16 protein-coding genes are annotated in these 20,100 nt (G+C 65.2%); 14 read left to right on the top strand and 2 right to left on the bottom strand.

The genetic code is table 11. The features are described from left to right. Positions 1–6 precede the first annotated feature (6 nt). Together BJP32_RS11325 and BJP32_RS11330 are read left to right on the top strand one after the other, a co-directional pair. Entirely contained in the window at positions 7–1,248 is a 1,242-nt protein-coding gene (locus BJP32_RS11325; protein ID WP_076224106.1) for a putative DNA modification/repair radical SAM protein, read from the top strand. Beyond that, entirely contained in the window at positions 1,248–2,675 is a 1,428-nt protein-coding gene (locus BJP32_RS11330; protein ID WP_076224108.1) for a UdgX family uracil-DNA binding protein, read from the top strand. Before BJP32_RS11325 ends, BJP32_RS11330 begins: the two co-directional genes overlap by 1 nt. On the opposite strand, the gene BJP32_RS11335 is transcribed toward BJP32_RS11330, so the two are convergent. Next, entirely contained in the window at positions 2,672–3,370 is a 699-nt protein-coding gene (locus BJP32_RS11335) for a hypothetical protein (protein ID WP_128719703.1), read from the bottom strand. The genes BJP32_RS11330 and BJP32_RS11335 overlap by 4 nt on opposite strands. A 179-nt stretch (positions 3,371–3,549) precedes the next feature. Between BJP32_RS11335 and BJP32_RS11340 the strand changes: the two genes are divergently transcribed. From BJP32_RS11340 to BJP32_RS11390, 10 genes are all read left to right on the top strand, one after another. After that, entirely contained in the window at positions 3,550–4,068 is a 519-nt protein-coding gene (locus tag BJP32_RS11340; RefSeq protein WP_076224112.1) for a ferritin-like domain-containing protein, read from the top strand. A 23-nt stretch (positions 4,069–4,091) separates the two neighbouring features. Then, positions 4,092–5,003, top strand: a complete 912-nt coding sequence (locus BJP32_RS11345; RefSeq protein ID WP_076224113.1) for a manganese catalase family protein — start codon at positions 4,092–4,094, stop codon at positions 5,001–5,003. Positions 5,004–5,158: 155 nt separating this feature from the next. Further along, positions 5,159–6,427, top strand: coding sequence for an NAD(P)/FAD-dependent oxidoreductase (locus BJP32_RS11350; RefSeq protein WP_076224115.1), 1,269 nt, complete (start codon positions 5,159–5,161; stop codon positions 6,425–6,427). Positions 6,428–6,947: 520 nt separating this feature from the next. Next, a complete protein-coding gene (locus BJP32_RS11360; RefSeq protein ID WP_076224119.1) occupies positions 6,948–7,268 on the top strand; it encodes a general stress protein in 321 nt (106 codons plus the stop codon). A gap of 88 nt (positions 7,269–7,356) precedes the next feature. After that, positions 7,357–8,157, top strand: coding sequence for a Crp/Fnr family transcriptional regulator (locus BJP32_RS11365; protein ID WP_076224120.1), 801 nt, complete (start codon positions 7,357–7,359; stop codon positions 8,155–8,157). A 44-nt stretch (positions 8,158–8,201) separates the two neighbouring features. Continuing rightward, positions 8,202–9,029, top strand: coding sequence for a TIGR02587 family membrane protein (locus BJP32_RS11370; protein ID WP_076224122.1), 828 nt, complete (start codon positions 8,202–8,204; stop codon positions 9,027–9,029). Between the two features lie 2 nt (positions 9,030–9,031). Beyond that, on the top strand, positions 9,032–9,421 hold the full coding sequence (locus BJP32_RS11375; RefSeq protein WP_083673971.1) for a hypothetical protein: 390 nt from the start codon (positions 9,032–9,034) through the stop codon (positions 9,419–9,421). A gap of 344 nt (positions 9,422–9,765) precedes the next feature. Further along, positions 9,766–10,854 carry a hypothetical protein gene (locus BJP32_RS11380; RefSeq protein ID WP_143255460.1) on the top strand — a complete coding sequence of 363 codons (1,089 nt, stop codon included), beginning with the start codon at positions 9,766–9,768 and terminating at the stop codon, positions 10,852–10,854. A gap of 92 nt (positions 10,855–10,946) precedes the next feature. Further along, complete coding sequence (locus tag BJP32_RS11385; RefSeq protein WP_083673972.1) at positions 10,947–14,000, top strand: TonB-dependent receptor; 3,054 nt, start codon at positions 10,947–10,949, stop codon at positions 13,998–14,000. An 83-nt stretch (positions 14,001–14,083) separates the two neighbouring features. Further along, positions 14,084–15,718 carry an alkaline phosphatase gene (locus BJP32_RS11390; protein ID WP_076224126.1) on the top strand — a complete coding sequence of 545 codons (1,635 nt, stop codon included), beginning with the start codon at positions 14,084–14,086 and terminating at the stop codon, positions 15,716–15,718. A 307-nt stretch (positions 15,719–16,025) separates the two neighbouring features. Here BJP32_RS11390 and BJP32_RS11395 read toward each other — a convergent pair whose 3' ends face one another. Beyond that, positions 16,026–16,508 (bottom strand): MarR family winged helix-turn-helix transcriptional regulator, encoded by a 483-nt coding sequence (locus tag BJP32_RS11395; RefSeq protein WP_076224127.1) that lies wholly within the window; start codon positions 16,506–16,508, stop codon positions 16,026–16,028. Between the two features lie 64 nt (positions 16,509–16,572). Between BJP32_RS11395 and BJP32_RS11400 the strand changes: the two genes are divergently transcribed. Both BJP32_RS11400 and ngg read left to right on the top strand, forming a co-directional pair. Beyond that, positions 16,573–18,348, top strand: coding sequence for an N-acetylglutaminylglutamine amidotransferase (locus tag BJP32_RS11400; protein WP_076224128.1), 1,776 nt, complete (start codon positions 16,573–16,575; stop codon positions 18,346–18,348). Next, on the top strand, positions 18,338–20,083 hold the full coding sequence (gene ngg, locus BJP32_RS11405) for an N-acetylglutaminylglutamine synthetase (protein WP_076224129.1): 1,746 nt from the start codon (positions 18,338–18,340) through the stop codon (positions 20,081–20,083). Before BJP32_RS11400 ends, ngg begins: the two co-directional genes overlap by 11 nt. Positions 20,084–20,100: the final 17 nt, after the last annotated feature.

Consider the following 20,100-nt stretch of genomic DNA (forward strand, 5'->3'; position numbering starts at 1 on the left):
GAACAAATGGCGCAGATTGATTTGAGACGAAAGCTGGCGGTGCTGGCGGATGCGGCGAAGTATGACGCTTCATGCGCCTCATCGGGTTCGGCTAAACGAGATTCCTTGGGCGGTCGCGGGATCGGCTCGACCGAGGGCATGGGCATCTGTCACGCCTATACGCCGGACGGCCGGTGCGTCAGCCTGCTGAAAATCCTGCTGACCAACTTCTGCATCTACGACTGCGCCTATTGCATCAACCGGGTGTCATCGAACGTCGAGCGGGCGCGTTTCACGGTGCAGGAGGTCGTGGACCTGACCCTGGCCTTCTACAAGCGCAACTATATCGAGGGCTTGTTCCTGTCGTCGGGGGTGATCCGCAACGGCGACTACACCATGGAACAACTGGTCGAGGTCGCGCGGCGACTGCGCGAAGATCACGACTTTCGCGGCTACATCCATTTGAAGCTGATCCCCGAGGCGGACGCACGGCTGGTCGAGCTGGCGGGCCTGTATGCCGATCGCTTGTCCGCCAACATCGAACTGCCCCGCGACGAGGCCTTGGGCCGACTGGCGCCCGAAAAGGACGCGCGAACGATCCGCAAGGCCATGGGGCAGGTGCGGCTGAAGCTGGAAGCGGCCCGGCCCGAAAAGAAGGACCGAAAACGCCCGCCCGCCTTCGCCCCAGCGGGGCAGTCGACCCAATTGATCGTCGGCGCCGACGGGGCGCCGGACACGGAGATCATGGCGCGCAGCGCCGCCCTGTATGGCGGTTACGGCCTGCGTCGGGTCTACTATTCCGCCTTCAGTCCTATCCCCGACGGCTCCAACCTGTTGCCGCCGACCAAGCCGCCGCTGATGCGGGAACATCGGCTTTACCAGGCCGATTGGCTGATGCGATTCTACGGCTTCACCGCGCCCGAGATCGGGGAGGGGACGGACGATGGAATGCTGGATCTGGCCGTCGATCCCAAACTGGCCTGGGCCTTGCGTCGGCGCGAGGCCTTTCCCGTCGACGTGAACCGTGCAGCGCGTGAGGCGCTGCTGCGGGTGCCGGGACTGGGTGTGAAGGCGGTCGACCGCATCCTGTCCGTGCGGCGGCATCGGACCTTGCGGTTGGAGGACGTGGGCCGGCTGACGCGCTCCATCGAGGCGGTGCGGCCGTGGATCACCGCCCTGGACTGGACGCCCGGCGGCCTGACCGACGCGGCGGACCTGCGTGCGCGCCTGGCCCCCCGGCGCAAGGCCGAACAGTTGAGCCTGTTCTGATGCGGACCCTTGTCCTGGCCGATCCGCTTGATTTCGACAGCTGGCGCGAGGCGGCCCGGCGTTTGAGGCTGGCGGGCGTCGAGCCGGCCCAGGTGCGGTTCGCCGTGGGCCGTTCGCGTGGCGACCTGTTCGACGAGGCGGCGGCTCTTCCCGAAGTCGAGGGCGCATTCAACGCCCCGCGCGCCTTCATGGAGACGGCGGCGCAGTTGATCCAGCATCGATCCGAGGATCGTTTTGATCTGATGTATCGCCTGCTGTGGCGCTTGAAGGATCAGCCTGACCTGCTGGCCGTCCTGTCGGATCGGGATGTGGCCGAGGCGGCTGATCGGGTGAAGGCGGTGCGCCGCGCCGCCCACAAGATGAAGGCCTTCGTCCGATTCCGACAGGCTGAGGATGAGGCAGGCGATCACTGGGTCGCCTGGTTCGAGCCGGCGCATCGCGTGTTGCAGGCGACCGCGCCCTTCTTCGCCCGGCGATTCAGCGCCATGCGATGGACGATCCTGACGCCGGACGGCTCAGCTCATTGGCACGGCGAGACCTTGACCTTCGGCCCTGCCGGCGAACAGGCGCAGGCCCCGGCCGAGGACGCCGTGGAGGACTTCTGGCGCACCTATTACGCTTCGACCTTCAATCCCGCACGGCTGCGGCTTCAGGCGATGCGGTCGGAAATGCCCAAGCGCTACTGGAAGAACCTGCCCGAGGCGGCGCTGATACCGGAACTGACCGCCGCTGCGTCGGTTCGCACCGAAGCCATGGTGACGCAGTCCGCACCGAAACCCAATGAGCGTTTCCAGCGCGTCCGCGCACCTTCCGTCGATCGCGCGCCGACCGACGATCTGGTTCCTGACGATCTGGATGAGCTGGCGCGGGGCGTTCAGGGGTGCCGCCGCTGTCCTTTGTGGCGCGACGCCACCCAGGGCGTCTGCGGCGAGGGCCCCAAGCGTGCGGCTCTGATGGTGGTAGGCGAACAGCCCGGCGATCAGGAGGATCTGGTCGGACGACCCTTCACCGGTCCCGCTGGACGCCTGCTGGACGCGGCGTTTGAAGAAGCGGGCCTGCATCGTCGTGACCTCTATCTGACTAATGCGGTCAAGCACTTCAAGCACGAACCGCGCGGCAAGCGCCGACTGCACAGAACGCCAAGCCCTAGCGAGGTTCAGGCCTGCCGCTGGTGGTTGGATCATGAACGACGTCTGGTGAAGCCTCGGTTGATCCTAGCGTTGGGCGCAACGGCGGGTCTGGCGGTGCTTGGCCGGAAACCCGCCGTGCAGGCCGAGCGGGGCCGGGTCATCACGGCGGACGACGGCGCGCGCGTGTTTCTTACTGTTCACCCTGCTTATCTGCTGCGCCTGCCTGATCCTGCTGCGAGGGATAGCGAACGCGCCAAATTCCTGGCGGACCTCAGAGTCGCATCGGCCGAGTTTTAGAGTCTGTCGGCTAAAATCTCAGGTGAGGAAGTTAAGTGTGAGGTATCGCCCAAATCCTGCTCCCGCATCACATCCGGACGTGAGGCTCTGATCTGCGGAAACCCCATGGCTTCCAGCCGTGGGGTTTTTTGCGTTTCGGGCCTGACCCAGAGCCAGCAGTGCCGCCAGGCTGCCGTGTACTTCCGTCTGTCCCGCCAAGATGGCGCTGCCGTGGGGCGTGCCGGGGTCGATGGTCGTCGTCTCCAGCATGGTCCGGCCCAGAGTGGCGATGGTCTGCGCAGACGTCGCTGGATGTGGTCGTGCGACGCCTGCAACTGCCTCGAGGCGCTGCGGTAGGCGATATCGTGGCGGCGCGGATGGTCCTCTATCTCCTGGAGGGTGAGGAAGTAATCCACCGCCGCGTCGGCCCAGGCCAGGTTCGTCTCGCGTCGGGCAGACATACGGGCCGTGTGGCGCAGATAGTCGAAGTCCTGGACGCGGTAGAGCTGCCCATCCAGATAGAGCCGCACGTCCTCCGAGCCGATGTTGATCGGATAGCTAGAGGTGTTGAAGGCGGCGATCGAGAAGAAGAACTTCTGGGTGTCGTTGTAGCGCACAGGTAAAAGCATGATCGCGCTGGACGGCCCGTTCGACACCATCAGGGCGTTGCCGCGCGAGAAACGAACGCCCACGCCGTGATCAGCCGTGGGGATCATCCGCACCTTCGGCGGCGGCGTGGTTGCGCAGCCAGCCAGAGCGACCATGGCCGCGACGAGGGCCAATGGACCGAAGGCGGGTTCGTTGCGGAGATCGATGAAGTGACGGGTATCCGACAGCCGGACCCCTGAGCCGCTCCGCTGGTTTGCCAGAGACCCGCAAACCGAAGGAGATCGACATGATCAACAACGACGACGTCTGGCGCGACGTGTTCGTGAACGGCCTGAAGAACGCCCACGCCGTGGAGCATCAGGCCCTGGCCCTGATGGATCGGCAGATCGACCGCGCCAGGAATTTCAATGAGGTGGCGGAGAAGCTGAAGGCGCACCGGCTCGAAACCGAGCAGCAGATTTCACGGCTTGAGCAAATCCTTTCGGGTCTGGACGAGAGCCCGTCAGGTCTGAAGGACGCCGCCATGTGCATGAGCGGCAATATGGCCGCCCTGGGTCACACCTTCGCCGAGGATGAGATCCTCAAGAACGCTTTCGCCAACTTCGCTTTCGAGAACTATGAGGTCGCCGCCTATAAGGGACTGATCGTCCTGGCCCAGCATGGCGGCTACTCTGTCGCCCTGGACCCGCTAAACGCCTCGCTGGACGAAGAAGCGCGCATGGCGGCCTGGGTGGACCAGAGCCTGCCGGCCCTCACCGAAAAATTCCTCATGCTGAAGCGCGCAGGCGAGAACCCCAGCCGCTGATCGCCGTCGCAAGGAGACGCGAGATGTTCATGCACAACAAGAAGCTGATGTACACGGTGCGGGTTTCGGAACCCAATCCGGCCCTAGCGACCCTGATGTTGGAGCAGTTCGGCGGACCGCAGGGCGAACTGGCGGCGGCGATGCGCTACTTTACGCAGGGTCTGGCGGACGAGGACGTCGGCCGCCGCGACATGCTGATGGATATCGCGACCGAGGAGCTCAGCCACCTTGAAATCATCGGTTCGATCGTCGCCATGCTGAACCGCGGCGCCAAGGGGCGTCTGGCCGAGGCGGCGGAGGAGGAGGCCGATCTCTACGCCAGCATGACCTCGGGGGGCGAAAGCCACACCACGTCCATCTTGTATGGAGGCGGCGCGGCCCTGATCAATTCGGCGGGCGTGCCCTGGACGGCGGCCTATGTGGACTCGATCGGCGATCCGGCCTGCGACCTACGCTCCAACATTGCGGCGGAGTCGCGGGCCAAGATCGTCTATGAGCGGCTGATCAACGTCACCGACGACCCGGGGATCAAGGACGCCCTGACGTTTCTGATGACGCGTGAGGTCGCCCATCAGAAGTCGTTCGAGAAGGCGCTCTACGCCATCCCCGCCAACTTCCCGCCGGGCAAGCTGCCGGGCCATCCGGACTTCGCCGACAAATACTACAACATGTCCCAGGGCGAGGGCGACGCATCCGGACCGTGGAACACGGGCGAGCAGTGGGACACAGTCGACGAGCGCGAAGCTCAAATGGCTGTCGACGGCGGGGACGGCCGCGCCGAGGTGGCGCTTCCGGCCGACGAAGAAAAGGCGGTGGAGACATTCGCCGCCCGCACGCGTTCCGAACCTGAATCCGATCCGCTGACCGGCGCAGACCTCGGGGCCGGCCCAGGGGCGGGGCGAACGCGGCCTATCCCCGCCGTTCCGCCAGGCTAGGCGCTGGGGTTTCACATCAAAAAGGGGAAGCGGGGGTTTGCGGACGGACGATACGAAACATCGTCGCATCCGCGGAGCGGCCGGCGCGTCAGGCGTCGGCCGTATCCATATCCGCCTCAAGAGTGTTGTCGGCCTTCGTTCCGAGAGGAGAAAACATGGACCATGAGATTGTCATTGTCGGCGGCGGCGCAGGCGGCCTGGAGCTCGCCGCACGGCTGGGGCGCGCGTTGGGCCGCAAGGAAGGTCCGCGACGCGTGCTGCTGATCGACCGGACCATCTTTCACCTGTGGAAACCCTCCCTGCACGAGGTCGCGGCCGGCTCGCTGGATTCGCATCAGGAAGGCCTGGCCTATCCGCTGCTGGCCCGGCGCAATCACTTCAGTTTCGCCTTCGGAGACCTGGAGGGACTGGACGTTGCTGAAAAGAGCCTAAGCTTGGCCGAAGTGCGGGACGACGACGGCCGGGTTCTGATTCCGGCGCGCAGCTTGGCCTATGACCGCCTGGTGCTGGCGACGGGCAGCGGCTCCAATCTGTTCAATACGCCCGGGGCCGCCGAGCACGCCCACCTGCTGGAGGACGTGGCGGACGCCGAAGCCTTCAACCGGCGCCTGACCGCCGCCTTCCTGGCCTCGGCCTATGCGCCCGGCCAAAGGCTGGACATCGCCATCGTCGGGGCGGGCGCTACGGGGGTCGAACTGTCGACCGAGTTGATCGAAGGCCACCGAGCCCTGTCGGCCGGTCTGGGGGCGCATCAGAAGTTCGATCTGGGGGTGACGGTGGTCGAGGCGGGGCCGCGCATTCTCGGCGGTCTGCCCGAAACCGTGGCCGCCAAGGCGGCGCGCGAGCTGCAGCGCCGGGGCGTGACCCTGGCCGTGAACGCCAAGGTCGAACAGGTTGCGGCGGACGGGTTGCAGACCAGCCGGGGCTGGATTCGATCGGATCTGACCGTATGGGCGGCGGGCGTCCTGGCGTCGCCCCGCAATCGCGACTTCGGACTGGAGACCGGCCGTCTCAACCAGTTTGTAACGGACGATCGTCTCAGGACGTCCGACCCGGACGTCTACGCCATGGGAGATTGCGCCCAGGCCCCGCGCGCCGACGGCTTCGTCCCGGCCCGGGCGCAGGCGGCGGCCCAGCAGGCGAGGTACCTGACTCGCGCCCTGCTCAAGGCGGGCGATCCGGGCCCCTATGTCTATCGCGACCGCGGCTCCCTGGTGTCGCTGGGCAGCGAAGGCGGCGTGGGATCGCTGATGGGCGGTCTGGTGGGGCCGAACTTCCTGATCGAGGGCTGGCTGGCGCGTCAGGCCTATATGGGTCTGCACCTTGACCACTATCGCGCGGTGATCGGCCTGCGGCGCACGGCGCTTCTGGCCCTGTCCCGCCTGCTGATGCGCCGCGTGTCCGGGCGGCTCAAACTGCACTGACGGCTTTTGAGGATGGTTCAGGTGCGCGCAGCTTGGCTAGGGCGACGGGGTGGATCATGCACATCCGTATCCCTCCCGGCGACGGAGAGGATTGTGGTGGCTATAACGTCCGGCGGCGCCGCTCAGGCGCACTTTGGTGGGCTGCGCCCGAAGGGGGAGCAGACCCCTTCTTGAAGGTGTCGCCGATCTCTCGCGCGTCAGGACCGTCCGGCCCCGCCCGCCGGCGGGATTCGCGTCCGACGCGCCGCACGGCTTCATCCGGCGTGTCGGCGTCGGGCTTGCCGCCGGGGATGGCGGCGTTTCGCTCCCGACCCTCGGATTGCTTCTGTTTTCCCATCGGACTCTCCCGTCATGGCTTTGCACTGAGGAGAGGACGGCGCCTGAAATTGTTCCCGTCGGCGACGGGGCGACCGCCTTCTGTCGGGTGGCGGTCAATGGCAGGCGAAGGATGAACCCGGCGAAGGCGGGCAGGTTGGAGGGGAGCCCTTCGGGGCGAGCAATGAAAATGAGGGAGTGAACAATGGCTGAGAACCAGCAACAGGGTCAGCAACAGCAAGGCTCGTCGTCGTCGAAGCGCGGCTTCGCCGCCATGGACGAGGACAAACAGCGCGAGATCGCCAGCAAGGGGGGGGCCAGCGTCGATCCGGAAGATCGCAGCTTCTCGAAGGACCATGAGCTGGCCGCCGAAGCGGGTCGGAAGGGCGGACAGGCTTCGCAGGGAGGCGACGGAGCGTCCGCCACGCGCCAGGGCGATGACAGCGGCGGCTCGGCGGGCGGCGGCAATTTCGCCGACGATCCCGAACGCGCTTCGGAGGCCGGACGAAAGGGCGGGGAACGCTGATCCCTTTGCGTTCGGGTGAGAAGGAGGCCGCGACGGCGGCCTCCTTTTTCATATTTGGAGGAACCGTCGCGCAGGCAGGGGTTTACAATTGATCAGAACGCAATCGTTCGTTGCTGCTGGCCAAGTCCAGCAGCTCTCACTGGATCAAAACATGACCGGGTTTCACGCCGATGTCGGAAGCGGGCGTGCGCCTCCGCGCACCAGGACGAGACTGGAGGACCATCCCGTCTACGCCGTGCTGCCACAGAAGGTTCAGGTCGGGCTGACGGAGTCGGCGCGCCGTCTTTCATTGGAAGCGGGCGAGGCGCCGCCAAGCAACGCGCTCTATTTCGTCCTGAATGGCGCCTTGGGCTTCTTTTCATCCGATCAGCGGATCTGTGTGGGCGTCGTTCCACCGGGCAGCGTTCTCGGATGGGAAGGCGCTATCGGCGTGACCATTGAGGCTCATAACACGCGAGCCATTCTGCCGACCGTGGGCTATATCGCGCCGCTGAATTCCGTTCGAACCCTGTTGAAGAGCACTTGGATTCACCAGTTTCTCGCCGCCTATGCCGCATCGCGGGCGCGCGCGCTTGGGGTCGAGGCCGCCTGCAACGCCCGGCATACGGCCCTCCAGCGCCTGGCGAAATGGATCGCGCGCCTCCATGCCGCCGACGGTGAGGAGAGAGGGATCTCCATCACCCAAGGCGAGTTGGCGGATATGCTCGGCCTGCAGCGCACCAGCGTCAACGCGGCGTGCCGCCACCTGCAGGACCGGGGAGCTCTCCGGATTCGTCGGGCGCGGTTGGTCGTCCTTGACCAGGAGGAGCTTTCGCTGGCGGCCTGCGATTGCGACGCTGCACTGGCGGACGGCGCTGCGGAACAGCGCCTCCGCAATCGGTTGAACTGAGGCGCCGCAACCATGCGGGAGCCGAAACCGAACGGCGGCGTTGCATGGGCATGACTACGATGCAGGACGCCGCGCGAGGGGAAGACAGCGCCTATATCCGCGATCTGGGCCGAGCCTTCGGCGGCGCGCTGCTGTTCAGCCTGCCCTTGTTGATGACGATGGAGATGTGGGCTCTCGGATTTGCTGCGGAACCGGAGCGGCGTCTCGTCTTTCTCCTGGCGGCGCTGCCGGTGCTGTTCGGGTTGGCGCATTATGCCGGGTTTTCGGCCCGCCGGGGCCTAGTCAACAATGCGCTGGACACCCTGGTCGCCCTGGCCGTGGGCTTCGTCACCGCCGCTGGGCTTCTGCTGGTCTTCAACGTGCTGGATCTGAGTTCGCCGGCGTCCGCTGTGGGGCAGATGTCCCTTCAGGCGGTGCCCGCCGCGCTGGGCGCCCTGGCGGCGCGACGCCAGCTGTCGGGCGATCCGGACGAGGGCGATGAGGATGAGGCCTCCTATCCGGGCGAGCTGTTCCTGATGTTGGCCGGCGCCCTCTACTTCGCCATGAACCTGGCCCCGACCGAGGAGATGCGGCTGATCGCCTATATGACCACGCCGCTGGGCGCGCTGGGCGTGCTCGTCCTGTCGGTGATCCTGCTGCACCTGATCGTCTTCGAGGCGGGTTTCGCTGGGCAGGAGGAGGCGGAAACGCCGGTTCGGGCTTTCTTCGACTTCACCCTGCCGGGCTACGCCCTGTGCCTGCTGGCCAGCCTCGCCATGTTGTGGGTGTTCGGCGGAGCGGACGGCCATGGGCTCCAGGCGCTCATGGCCAATGTCGTGATCCTCGCCTTTCCGGCGGCGATCGGGGCCGCGGCCGCGCGGCTACTGGTGTAGCCGTGACGGCCAAGGAGCAACAGAAGAAGACAGGAAAGAAGGGCGTGTCGCGGCTGCAGTGCGCCTGCGCCCTGGTTGGGCTGCTCATCACGCTCGGCGCGGCGGGCGTACTGGCGCGAGCAGCCTTTTCAGTTCCTTCGCCGGCGGCGCTGATGATCAGAAGCGAGGCGGTTCGACCTTCGTCCGGCGGATGGGTGGTCGACGTCGTGGTCTCCAACCAGGGCGACCTCGCCGCCGCCGCCGTGGACATCGAGGGCCAAGTCGGCGAAGAACGCTCAGGGGCTTCGCTCGACTACGTGCCCGGTCGGGGAGAGAAGAAGGCCAGCCTGGTTTTTTCAGGCCCGCAAAGACCTATTGCGACCCTTCGCGTGCAGGGATGGTCGGAGCCCTGACACGCCGAACGATGGCGTGCTGAATGATGAAATCGTCCTACGCTGTGGGTACGGATGTTCGGTCGCGACGGGTTTTGCATGGTCTGTCCGTTTGCGCACCAATCCCAAAATTAACGTCATTCAAACTTAGCGCCAATGTAGCTGAAGCGTGAGCGATCGATCATGAACTCGACCTAGACCCCGTCGCCGTCGCAAGGGGGTAGGTAAGGATGAAGTTTGGTGTTTTGCGGCGTGCGACCGTTCCAATGGTCGCTGCGAGCATGGCGCTGGCGGCCGCGGCTCCGGTTGTCTTGGCTCCCGGCCACGCGTTGGCCACGATAGCCAACGAGGTCGACCGACAGGCCTTGGCCCGACTGCCTCTGACCCAGAACGGCGGGACGTGGGATGCCGGCCATGTCCAGGGCGTCGCCGTCGATCTGGACAGCGGTTATATCTATTACTCTTTCACCAATCTTCTGGCCAAATACGACCTCGAGGGCCGACTGATCGGCACCCTGGTCGGCTGGACCGGCCATCTGGGCGACCTTGCGTTCAACCCCGCTGACGGCAAGCTCTACGGCTCGCTGGAGTACAAGGCGGATGAGGCCTTCTACATCGCCGTAATCGACGTCGCCGGACTGGACCGCATCGGCGTGGAGGCGAGCGAAAGCGTCCTGTTCCAGACGGTGCATCTGGCCGAAGTCGCTAGAGACTATGCCGCTGACATGAACGGCGACGGACGGTTCGACGGCGATACGGCGGACACGCGCGACCATCGCTACGGCGCCTCGGGCATCGACGGCGTGACGTTCGGCCCGCGCTTCGGGCGCACCGATGGACCGGTGATGCTGACCGTCGGCTATGGCGTCTATGGCGACGTGACGCGGACCGACAACGACCATCAGGTTCTGCTGCAATACGATATCGCCGACTGGGACCGATACGCCCGTCCGCTGTCAGAGGCGGCTCCGCACCGCGAAGGCCCTGCCGCCGTCGACGGTAAGTATTTCGTTCGTACCGGCAATACGACCTATGGCGTGCAGAATCTCGCCTATGACGCCGAAGCAGGCCGGTGGTTCATGGGCGTTTATCAAGGTCGCAAGTCCGCCTTCCCGAACTATCTGCTGTTCGCTGTCGACGCTCAGGCCCAGCCCGCGTGCGGCGATCTGATCGGCGTGTCTCCTGCATCGAGCGAGGGATGGGAGCAGGGTCTGCTGTTGCCGCTGGCGGCGGATGGTCTGGAAGATCCGGCCACCGGCGTGCGCGGCTGGCGCTGGAAGGCGGACGTCGGGTTTCAGCCGCTGGGACGGGGCCTGTTTTATGTGGCCGAGAATTCCGGCGGCAAGGGCGCCCAGACAGCGGACATCACCCTGATGCGATGGACAGGCGATCCGCAGGCGCCGTTCGCCCCCGTCAACGCCGACCAGCGTCAGCAACTGATCTCCACCCCCTGAACCATGTCTGACGGCTGAGCTCCCTGTCGGGTCGCTGCACGGTGGCCCGCATCCTTTCGCTTTTTTCCTCCTCAGTTCCCGAGTAAGTTTCCATGAGAGTTCGTTCACGTCACCTCGCCAGCGCCAGCCCGCGAGCCCTGTTGCTGTATCCGCTGGTGGCGGCGGCCTTTGCGACCGTCGCGCCGCAGGCCGCCGTCGCGCAAACGGCTGGCGAAGCGACGGCCCAGTCGCAGGCGGCGTCCGGCGCCCTGCGCGGCCGGGTGTTCGACACGGCCAGCGGCGAATACCTTCGCAACGCCGAAGTTCGGGTCGAGGGGACTAGTCTGGTCGCCTATTCGGGGGACGGCGGCGTCTTCCGTCTGAGCGGCGTGCCGAGCGGCGAGGTCGTGGTGGTGGTGCGCTATGCTGGTCTGCAGGAGGCGCGCGTGGTCGCCGGCGTCAGTGCGGGCCAGACGGCAGTCGTCGACGTCGAACTGCAAGCGCCGTCGTATGGCGTGGCCGATGACGTGGCCTCGGTCTCGGACATTGTGGTGACGGCCGCGCGCGGCGGTCAGGCCAAGGCGCTGATGGAGCGTCGCGTGGCGATGAACGCCAAGAACGTGGTCCCGGCCGACAATTTCGGCGCTTTGACCATGGGCGACGTCGGCGAGTTCATGAAGTCCATGCCGGGCCTGTCGATCGACTACACCGAGGTCGACGCCACCGCGGTGCGGATCGGCGGCCTGCCGCCCAAATATTCGACCTTCACCATGGACGGGGCCCGCATGGCCACGGCCACCTCGAACAATAACTCGGGCCGTCAGAACTCGTTCGAGCAGATGTCGATCACCGGCATCGAGACGATCGAACTGAACCACACTCTGCTGGCCAGCATGGATGCGGATTCGCCCGGCGGCAGCATCAACCTGCGCAGCAAATACGCCTTCCAACTGCCGGAGCGGCAGCTGCGCTTCCAGTTGGGCGGGGTGGCGACCTCGGACTCGGCCTTGTCGCGCCACTACATGCCCGACGACAAGAAGCACGCCAGCCTCTACCCCTCGGCCCAGTTCTCCTATGCCGACGTCTTCATGGACGGCCGTCTGGGCGTGGCCTTCAGCGCCAGCCACAACGCCAATTATGTGCAGCAGGATCGCATCCAGACCGACTGGTCCTATCTGGCCGACGGCCGGGTGCTGCCCTATCAGGTCATGTGGCGCCCGGGTCCGAAACTGACCAGCCGCACGGCCGCCAATCTGGCGCTGGATTACAAGTTCACCGAAGACCTGATCTTCTCGCTGCGCAGCAACTACTCCTTCTATGATGTGGAGTATTTCAACCAGTACACCTATCTGACGTTCGGGACTTCGACCAAATCCTATGCGACGCCTGACTCGAGCGGCACGCACATCGTGGTCAATCCGGACGGCAAGAACACCCGCTTGCATACCGGCTATTCGCATCGTTACGCGGGGACGCCGACCTATCTGATCGCGCCGAAGCTGGAATATAAGGGCGAGACCTGGGAAGCGGCGCTGCGCGCCAGCTATTCCTCGGCGGAGTTCAACTTCCGCGACACCAGCAAGGGCTTCTTCCAGCGCACCGACAACCACCTGACAGGGATCGGTTTCGAGATGGAGCGCGACTCCACGGCCTCGAACGCCTGGTATCTGCGTCAGACGGCGGGCCGTTCGTGGAGCGATCCGACGAATTTCAACCGCGACATCTCCATCGGCAACAACATCCGCACGGCGGAGTCGGACGCCATCAACGACATGTATTCGTTGAACCTGGATGTGAAGAAACGCCTGAGTATGGGCGATGTCCACTTTACCCTCATGGGCGGACTGGGCGCGCGCAGCAACGACTGGCGTACGGATGAAGGTTCGAACCAGCAGTTCAAATATGTCGGCCCGACCGGCGATCTGACCCAGACGGCGGCCGAGGCGGTCATTCCGTGGACCCAAAAATACCGCTTCGAGATGATCGGCTTCGATGCGGGCAATATGAACGCCCAGGGCTGGCGCGCCGACAGCCACTACGGGATGTATGACATCTATCGCGACCACCCCGAGTATTTCGTGGCGGACGAGGTCGGCAACCTGAAGCGCCGCCTCGACAACAATAAGCGCGTCAAGGAAGACATCACCTCGGCCTATGGCGAGGTCCAGGCCGACGCCGGTCGCGCGCGCTTCGATCTGGGACTGCGCTACGAAAAGACCGAGACGGCGGCGCGCGTCGCCGTCCTTCGCCCCGTCAAGGAAGTCACGGACGCGGGGCTGTCGGTCGGCACCGTCGAAGGCCTGATGTACCAGTACAACAACGGAACCTACCAGGATCGCGAAGGCGATTATGACGATTGGTTCTGGAGCGGAGGCGTCAAATACGACTTCACGGACAAGCTGGTCGGCCAATTCTCCTTCAGCCAGGCGATCTTGCGCCCCGACTATGGAAATCTGGGCGGGGTGGTGTCGATCAACGACGACACCATGATCGTAACCGTGCCGAATCCCGAACTGAAGCCGGAGCGGTCGACCAAGTATTACGCCAGCCTGCAATACTATCTGGAACCATCGGGCATCATCGGCCTGTCCGCGTACCAGCTGGACATGAACGACATGCAGGTCACCGGCATGACGGTGAACCCGGAAGACGTCGGCTTCGATCCGGCCGAATATGCGGGCTACACCTTCCGCAGCGCCCAGAACCTGGACGGCACCAGCACCAATCGCGGCGTGGTGCTGGAGTATAACCAGCAACTGACCTTCCTGCCGGGCGCCTGGCGCGGTCTGGGCCTGCACGGTTCGGTGACCTATCTGGACCCGGACGGCGAGCGTCAGGGTACGCCGAAACAGGCGGCCAACTGGGGCGTCCGCTACAACATCGGCCGTTTCGACTTCCAGCTGAACGGCAACTGGCAGTCGAAGTATCGGGTCAGCGGACTGAACAATACGCCGACCACGCCGAACAACGGCATCCTGTACCACTCGCCGCGCGAGCTGTGGAACGTCAGCGTCAACTACAAGATCAATGACCGCTTCGATCTGATGCTGGCGGGCCGCAATATCTTCAACTCTCCGGACGTCATTTACTCCAACGAGCGTGATCGGGTGCAGCAGTACACGGTCTACGGATCGATGTGGAACATCGGCATTAAGGGCGTCTTCTGATCCGCCTGCGCGTCTGAAGACCGGCGGCCGCGTCGTTATGCGACGACGCGGCCGCCATCCATTGCATTTCCAGGGGACATTCCATGACCTTGAGGCTTGACCGGCGGCGGCTGGTGATGGGCGGCGGACTGGGGCTGGCGGCTTTGGCCCTGCCGGGCGGGGCGCCGCTGGCGCAACAACTGCTGGGGGCGTCCGGGTTCACGCATGGTGTGGCCAGCGGCGAGCCGGGGCCGGATTCCATGCTGCTGTGGAGCCGCTATGCTTTATCGGGCGGCGCCGACGAAGTGCGACTGGACGCCGAGATCGCCCTTGATCCCGACTTTCGTCAGGTGGCGGCGCGGGGCGTGGTGCGCACCGGTCCCTGGCGCGACTGGACCGCCAAGATCACCCTGGACGGGCTGAACCCCGGCACGACCTATTGGTATCGCTTCATCGGTCCGGATGGGTCGATGTCGCAGACGGGCAGGGCGCGGACCCTGCCGGTCGGTCCGACAGAGCGGTTCCGCATCGGACTGTTCTCCTGCTCCAACCTGCCGATGGGATGGTTTAACGCCTATACCCATGCGGCAGCGCGCGATGACGTCGATCTGTGGCTGCACGTCGGCGACTATGTCTATGAATACGGCATCGGCTCCTACGCCGCAGACGACAGGATCGCTGAACGCGTCGTCCTGCCGGCCCACGATCATGAGATGGCGGCGCTGGCCGACTACCGCCTGCGCTTCGCCTGCTACCGCGCAGATCCCGATCTGCAGGCCCTGCATGCGGCGGCGGCGATGGTCTGCGTCTGGGACGATCATGAGTCGACCAACGACAGTTGGGAGGGCGGCGCCCAGAACCATCAACCAGCGACCGAAGGCGACTGGAGCACGCGCCGCGCCGCCGCCGTCCAAGCCTATCTGGAATGGATGCCGATTTCCGAAGAGCCCTGGAAATCCTATCCGATCGGCGATCTGGCGACTCTCTACCGCACGGAATCGCGCCTGATCGGCCGCACGCGTCAGGCCGACATCGGCGCGGCCTACCGCGAGGGAACCCAAGCGGCGCTGGCTGCCTTCCGCGACGGCGTGTGGCAGGACGCCTCGGCCACCATGCTGGGCTCGACCCAGGAGGCCTGGCTGGCGCGCGAACTGCGGATTAACGCCCGGAACACGGGTTGGCAGGTGGTCGGCATGGGCACCATCATGGGCCGCACCGTCATGCCCCAAGACGCCGTCAGCTGGCTGCGCCCAGACCTGAGCGAGGGCGCCGTCCGCTCCTTCGTCAACGCTACACGGGCGGGCCGGGTCGGCCTGCCCATGTGGATGGATCGCTGGGACGGTTATCCGGCGGCGCGCTCCCGCTTCCTAAGGGCGGCGCAGGCGGCGGACGCCGATCTGGTCTTGCTGGCGGGCGACAGCCACAACGCCTGGGCCTATTCCCTTTCCGAGGACGGCCGCCCCGCGGGGGTGGAGTTCGCCGGTCAGGCTGTGACCTCCAACGGCATCGAAAAACAGTTGGGCGTTGCCCCCTCGATCGCCGCCCGCTCCTTCGTCGCCGCCAACCCCGAGATGAACTGGGCCCAGGCCAGTGGACGCGGCTATATGATGATCGACATCACGCCCGAGCGCGTCGACGGCGAGTGGATATTCATGGAGACGATCAAGGCGCGCAGCGCTGCCGTCGCTGGAGTGCATCGGATGGCGGTCGAGAAGGGTCGGCGACGTTTTCTGGTCTGATGGTTTGCCGCCACTCAGCCCCCAAAGAGCGGACTACAAGATATTTCCGCACGACGGCTTTCTGCTGCTTTCGAAGAGCCTGGCGCCGGAGATGTCGAGCTTAGGGGCGGAACTCCGCATAGTCGCTGCTGGCGCTTCCGAGACCTAAGGGGCGTGTGAGGGTTTGCGCGAATGAGGTCGTCCGGCTGCAAGCAGGACGCCGAAGGCCCGAGCCAACCCATCGCTTGAGTCGCTTCTATCCTCTGGACGATCTCCGGGCCCGCCGTGACTGGGCGTCAAGTTCATGATCCCGGGCGCTGCCGGACATTCAAGCGCCTCGGTGCGTCTCTAGCCCTGCGTCCGGAGGCGCCATGAGATCGGCGAGGGCGGCGACTGCGCCGGCGATCTGGCGTCGCTTTTGGGGCGACAGCAGGGCGAGCCTCGCCAGAACATCCGCGTGAAGGAGGTCCGGCGACTCAGCCAGAGCCTTGTGCCCTGGTTCCGTCAGGCGCGCGTGGACGATGCGGCGATCCGTGGTGGATCTGTACCGCACGATGAGCCCGCGCGCTTCCAGGCGGTCCAGTACGGCCACGACGGTCGGCGGCGACATGGAGACGTCCCGGGAAATGGCGCGCGTGCTGACCTCGCCGAGATGGCGGATGGACTGCAGCACCAGCAGCTGCGGCAGTGTCAGGCCGGTCAAGCGGGCGATTTCGCGGGAGCGAACGTCGATCGCCTGGGCGATGCGGCGGACTGAGCGGACCAAAGACGCCGTAGCGTCGGCCGCTGAAGGCAGGGGAATTTCGCTCATCGGGTTGAACTCATTCGTAAACTAACCATTTGTACGCGCTGCATCCACAAATTAAGGAGGCCCTATGTGCGGTCTTAGCGGCGAGATCAACTTCGACGGGCGCCCTGCCGACGCCGGCGCGGTTCAGCGGATGACGGACGCTCTCTCGCCTCGAGGACCTGATGGGTCCGGCATCGTGATGCGGGGGGCCGTGGGGCTGGGTCATCGGCGTCTCAAGGTCATTGATCTGTCCGAGAAGGCGCAGCAGCCGATGGTGGACGCCGATCTGGGCGTCACCCTGGCTTTCAATGGCTGCATCTACAACTATCCGGAATTGCGCGAAGAGCTTCAGGGGCTGGGGTTCCGCTTCTTCTCGCACGGCGACACAGAGGTGATCATCAAGGCCTGGAAGGCCTGGGGCGAGGCTTGCGTCGAACGGTTCAAGGGAATGTTCGCTTTTGTCTTGCACGAGCGCGATAGCGGTCGGACCGTGATCGCCCGCGACCGTTTCGGCATCAAGCCCCTGTATCTGGCCGAACGCGGCAAGCGGTTGCGCTTCGCCTCGACCCTGCCGGCGCTTCTGGCGGCGGGCGATGTCGACAAGACGATCGATCCGGTGGGCCTGCACCATTACATGACCTTCCACGCCGTCGTGCCGCCGCCGCACACTATCCTGAAGGGCGTAAAGAAGTTTCCCCCAGCGACGATACGGGTGATGGAGGCGGACGGCGCGTCGCGCGAACGAGTCTACTGGCGTCCCGACATGACGCGCCATGCCGAAGATGCGGGCCTGACCGCCGAGGACTGGCGCGACCGGGTGCTGGACAGCCTGCGCACGGCGGTGAAACGTCGCATGGTCGCCGATGTGCCGGTCGGCGTGCTGCTGTCGGGCGGGGTGGATTCCAGTTTGATCGTCGGCCTGCTGGCGGAGTTGGGCCAGAAGGATCTGATGACCTTTTCGGTCGGCTTTGAGGAGGCCAACGGAGAGAAGGGAGACGAGTTCGTCTATTCCGACCTGATCGCCCGACACTATGGGACGCAGCACCACCAGATCTTCGTGCCGCACCAGCGGCTGATGGAGGCGCTGCCGGGCACGATCGGCGCCATGTCCGAACCGATGGTCAGCTATGACAATGTCGGCTTCTACCTGCTGAGCCAGGAAGTCTCGAAACACATCAAGGTCGTCCAATCCGGGCAGGGGGCGGACGAAGTCTTCGGCGGCTATCACTGGTACCCGCCCATGGTCGACGCCGCCGATCCGGTCGATGCTTACGCCCAAGCCTTCTTCGACCGCAGCCACGAAACTCTGAAAACCCAGCTGAACGGCGCCTATTTTGCTGACGTCGACGTCAGCCGGGCTCTAGTCGAGGCGCATTTCGCGCAAGCCGGGGCGGAGACGGCTGTCGACAAGGCGCTGCGGCTGGATAGCCAGGTGATGCTGGTCGATGATCCGGTGAAGCGGGTCGACAACATGACCATGGCCTGGGGACTTGAGGCGCGCGTGCCCTTCCTGGACCACGAGCTCGTCGAACTGGCCGGCCGGATCCCGCCGGAACACAAGCTCGCTCAGGGCGGCAAGGGCGTGCTCAAGGAGGCGGCGCGCCTCGTCGTTCCTTCAGAGGTGATTGACCGCAAGAAGGGCTATTTCCCGGTGCCTGCGCTCAAATACATCCAGGGCCCCTATCTCGATCTCGTGCGCGAAACCCTGACCAATCAGGCGGCGCGCGATCGCGGCCTGTTCGACAGGGCCTATCTGGACAGGCTGTTCGCCGACCCCACGGGACATATCACCCCGCTGCAGGGTTCGGAGCTGTGGCAGGTCGCGGTCCTTGAAATGTGGATGCAGCAACATGGCGTCTGATCTTCGTGTCACGCGCCCCAAGGCGCACCGGCTGAAACGCCTGCGCCATGAAGGACTGAAGCCCCTGGTGCAGTCCGGACAAGAGCCGATGCGCGACGCCGTGCTGGACTGCGGATGGGGCCGGCTTCTGTTCGCCCAGACCTTCGAGACCGCTGCGCCGCTCGTCGAGGCCCTGCGCGCGGAAGGACCCGACCGGCGCGACATCGCCTTCTATGTTCGCAACCCTCACGTCCTGCTGGCCGCTGCGCCTCAGGAAGTGTTCCTGGACCCGTCGCATACCTATCGGCTGGACCTGGCGACCTATCGCGCCAGCCGCCGTCAGCCGCGCGGTTTCACCATCCGCCGCCTGACGTCGGAAGCGGACGCTCATGCCGTCAATGACATCTACGCCAAGCGTCGGATGGTCCAGGTGTCGCCGGACTTCTTCTGGTCGCGTCGCGACGACCGGACGCTCTCTTATTTTGTTGCAGAGGATCTCGCGACCGGAGCGGTGATCGGCACTGTGACGGGGGTGAACCATGTGCGCGCCTTTGAGGATCCCGAGAACGGCTCGTCTCTCTGGTGCCTGGCGGTCGATCCTCAGGCGACCCAGCCGGGGATCGGGGAGGCTCTGGTCCGCCGCCTGGCCGAGCACTTCAAGACGCACGGCCTAGCCCACATGGATCTGTCGGTCATGCACGACAACGTCCAGGCCATCGCTCTTTATGAGAAGTTGGGTTTCCGGCGTGTCCATTTTTTCGGCGTGAAGCGCAAGAACCCGATCAATGAAGCCTTGTTCGTCGGTCCCAACGATGATCACATGCTCAATCCCTATGCGCGGATCATTGTGGACGAAGCGCGGCGCCGGGGCATTCAGGCCGACATCATAGACGCCGAAGGGGGGCTGTTCCGGCTGTCCTGGGGCGGGCGCGCCGTGCGCTGCCGCGAGAGTCTTTCTGAGCTGACCTCGGCTGTGGCTCTCAGCATCTGCGACGACAAGCGGGTGACGCGCAGGATTGTGGAGGCCGCCGGCGTACGCGTCCCGCGCCGGATCGATCCGAACGATCTGAGCGCAATCGACGACGCGCTGGAGACCTATGGTCAGCTGGTGGTCAAGCCCGCACGGGGAGAGCAGGGCAAGGGCGTGGCCGTGGGCCTCAAGACGATGGCCGACATCCAGGCGGCGCTGCTGCGCGCGCGGCGTATCTGCCCGGAAGTCCTTGTCGAGGAGCAGGTGGAGGGCGAGGATCTGCGCCTAGTCGTGATCGACTATGAGGTCGTGGCCTGCGCCGTGCGGCGTCCGCCTCGCGTCATCGGCGACGGGCGCTCGACCTTGCGCGCCCTCATCGAGCATCAGAGCCGTCGGCGCGCCGCGGCCACAGGAGGGGAATCCAGCATTCCCATCGACGCAGAAACGGAGCGCACCGTGGCGGAGGCCGGTTATGGCCTGGACGATGTCGCGGGGGAGGGCGAGGAGATCCTCGTCCGCAAGGCGGCGAACCTGCATCTCGGCGGCACCATCCATGACGTGACGGACGAGGTGCATCCCGTCCTGGTCGAAGCCGCCGTCTCGGCGGCGCGCGCCATCGGCGTGCCGGTGACGGGGATCGACCTTATGGTTCGCGCGCCGGATCAGCCGGAGTACGCCTTTATCGAAGCCAATGAGCGTCCGGGACTGGCCAATCACGAACCGCGGCCCACGGCCGAACGGTTCATCGACCTGCTGTTCCCGCTGTCGGCGCGGACCGACGTCTGAACCATGTCAGGAGCGAC

The sequence above is a fragment of the Brevundimonas sp. ZS04 genome (genome assembly GCF_001956865.1).
Classification (GTDB): Bacteria; Pseudomonadota; Alphaproteobacteria; order Caulobacterales; family Caulobacteraceae; genus Brevundimonas; species Brevundimonas diminuta.

Coding starts and splice junctions, on each gene's coding strand:
- BJP32_RS11360 (WP_076224119.1), top strand. CDS start 6,948: ATGGCTGAGAACCAGCAACAGGGTCAGCAACAGCAAGGCTCGTCGTCG.
- BJP32_RS11335 (WP_128719703.1), bottom strand. CDS start 3,370: ATGATCCCCACGGCTGATCACGGCGTGGGCGTTCGTTTCTCGCGCGGC.
- BJP32_RS11400 (WP_076224128.1), top strand. CDS start 16,573: ATGTGCGGTCTTAGCGGCGAGATCAACTTCGACGGGCGCCCTGCCGAC.
- ngg (WP_076224129.1), top strand. CDS start 18,338: ATGGCGTCTGATCTTCGTGTCACGCGCCCCAAGGCGCACCGGCTGAAA.
- BJP32_RS11370 (WP_076224122.1), top strand. CDS start 8,202: ATGGGCATGACTACGATGCAGGACGCCGCGCGAGGGGAAGACAGCGCC.
- BJP32_RS11395 (WP_076224127.1), bottom strand. CDS start 16,508: ATGAGCGAAATTCCCCTGCCTTCAGCGGCCGACGCTACGGCGTCTTTG.
- BJP32_RS11385 (WP_083673972.1), top strand. CDS start 10,947: ATGAGAGTTCGTTCACGTCACCTCGCCAGCGCCAGCCCGCGAGCCCTG.
- BJP32_RS11345 (WP_076224113.1), top strand. CDS start 4,092: ATGTTCATGCACAACAAGAAGCTGATGTACACGGTGCGGGTTTCGGAA.
- BJP32_RS11340 (WP_076224112.1), top strand. CDS start 3,550: ATGATCAACAACGACGACGTCTGGCGCGACGTGTTCGTGAACGGCCTG.
- BJP32_RS11325 (WP_076224106.1), top strand. CDS start 7: ATGGCGCAGATTGATTTGAGACGAAAGCTGGCGGTGCTGGCGGATGCG.
- BJP32_RS11330 (WP_076224108.1), top strand. CDS start 1,248: ATGCGGACCCTTGTCCTGGCCGATCCGCTTGATTTCGACAGCTGGCGC.
- BJP32_RS11390 (WP_076224126.1), top strand. CDS start 14,084: ATGACCTTGAGGCTTGACCGGCGGCGGCTGGTGATGGGCGGCGGACTG.
- BJP32_RS11350 (WP_076224115.1), top strand. CDS start 5,159: ATGGACCATGAGATTGTCATTGTCGGCGGCGGCGCAGGCGGCCTGGAG.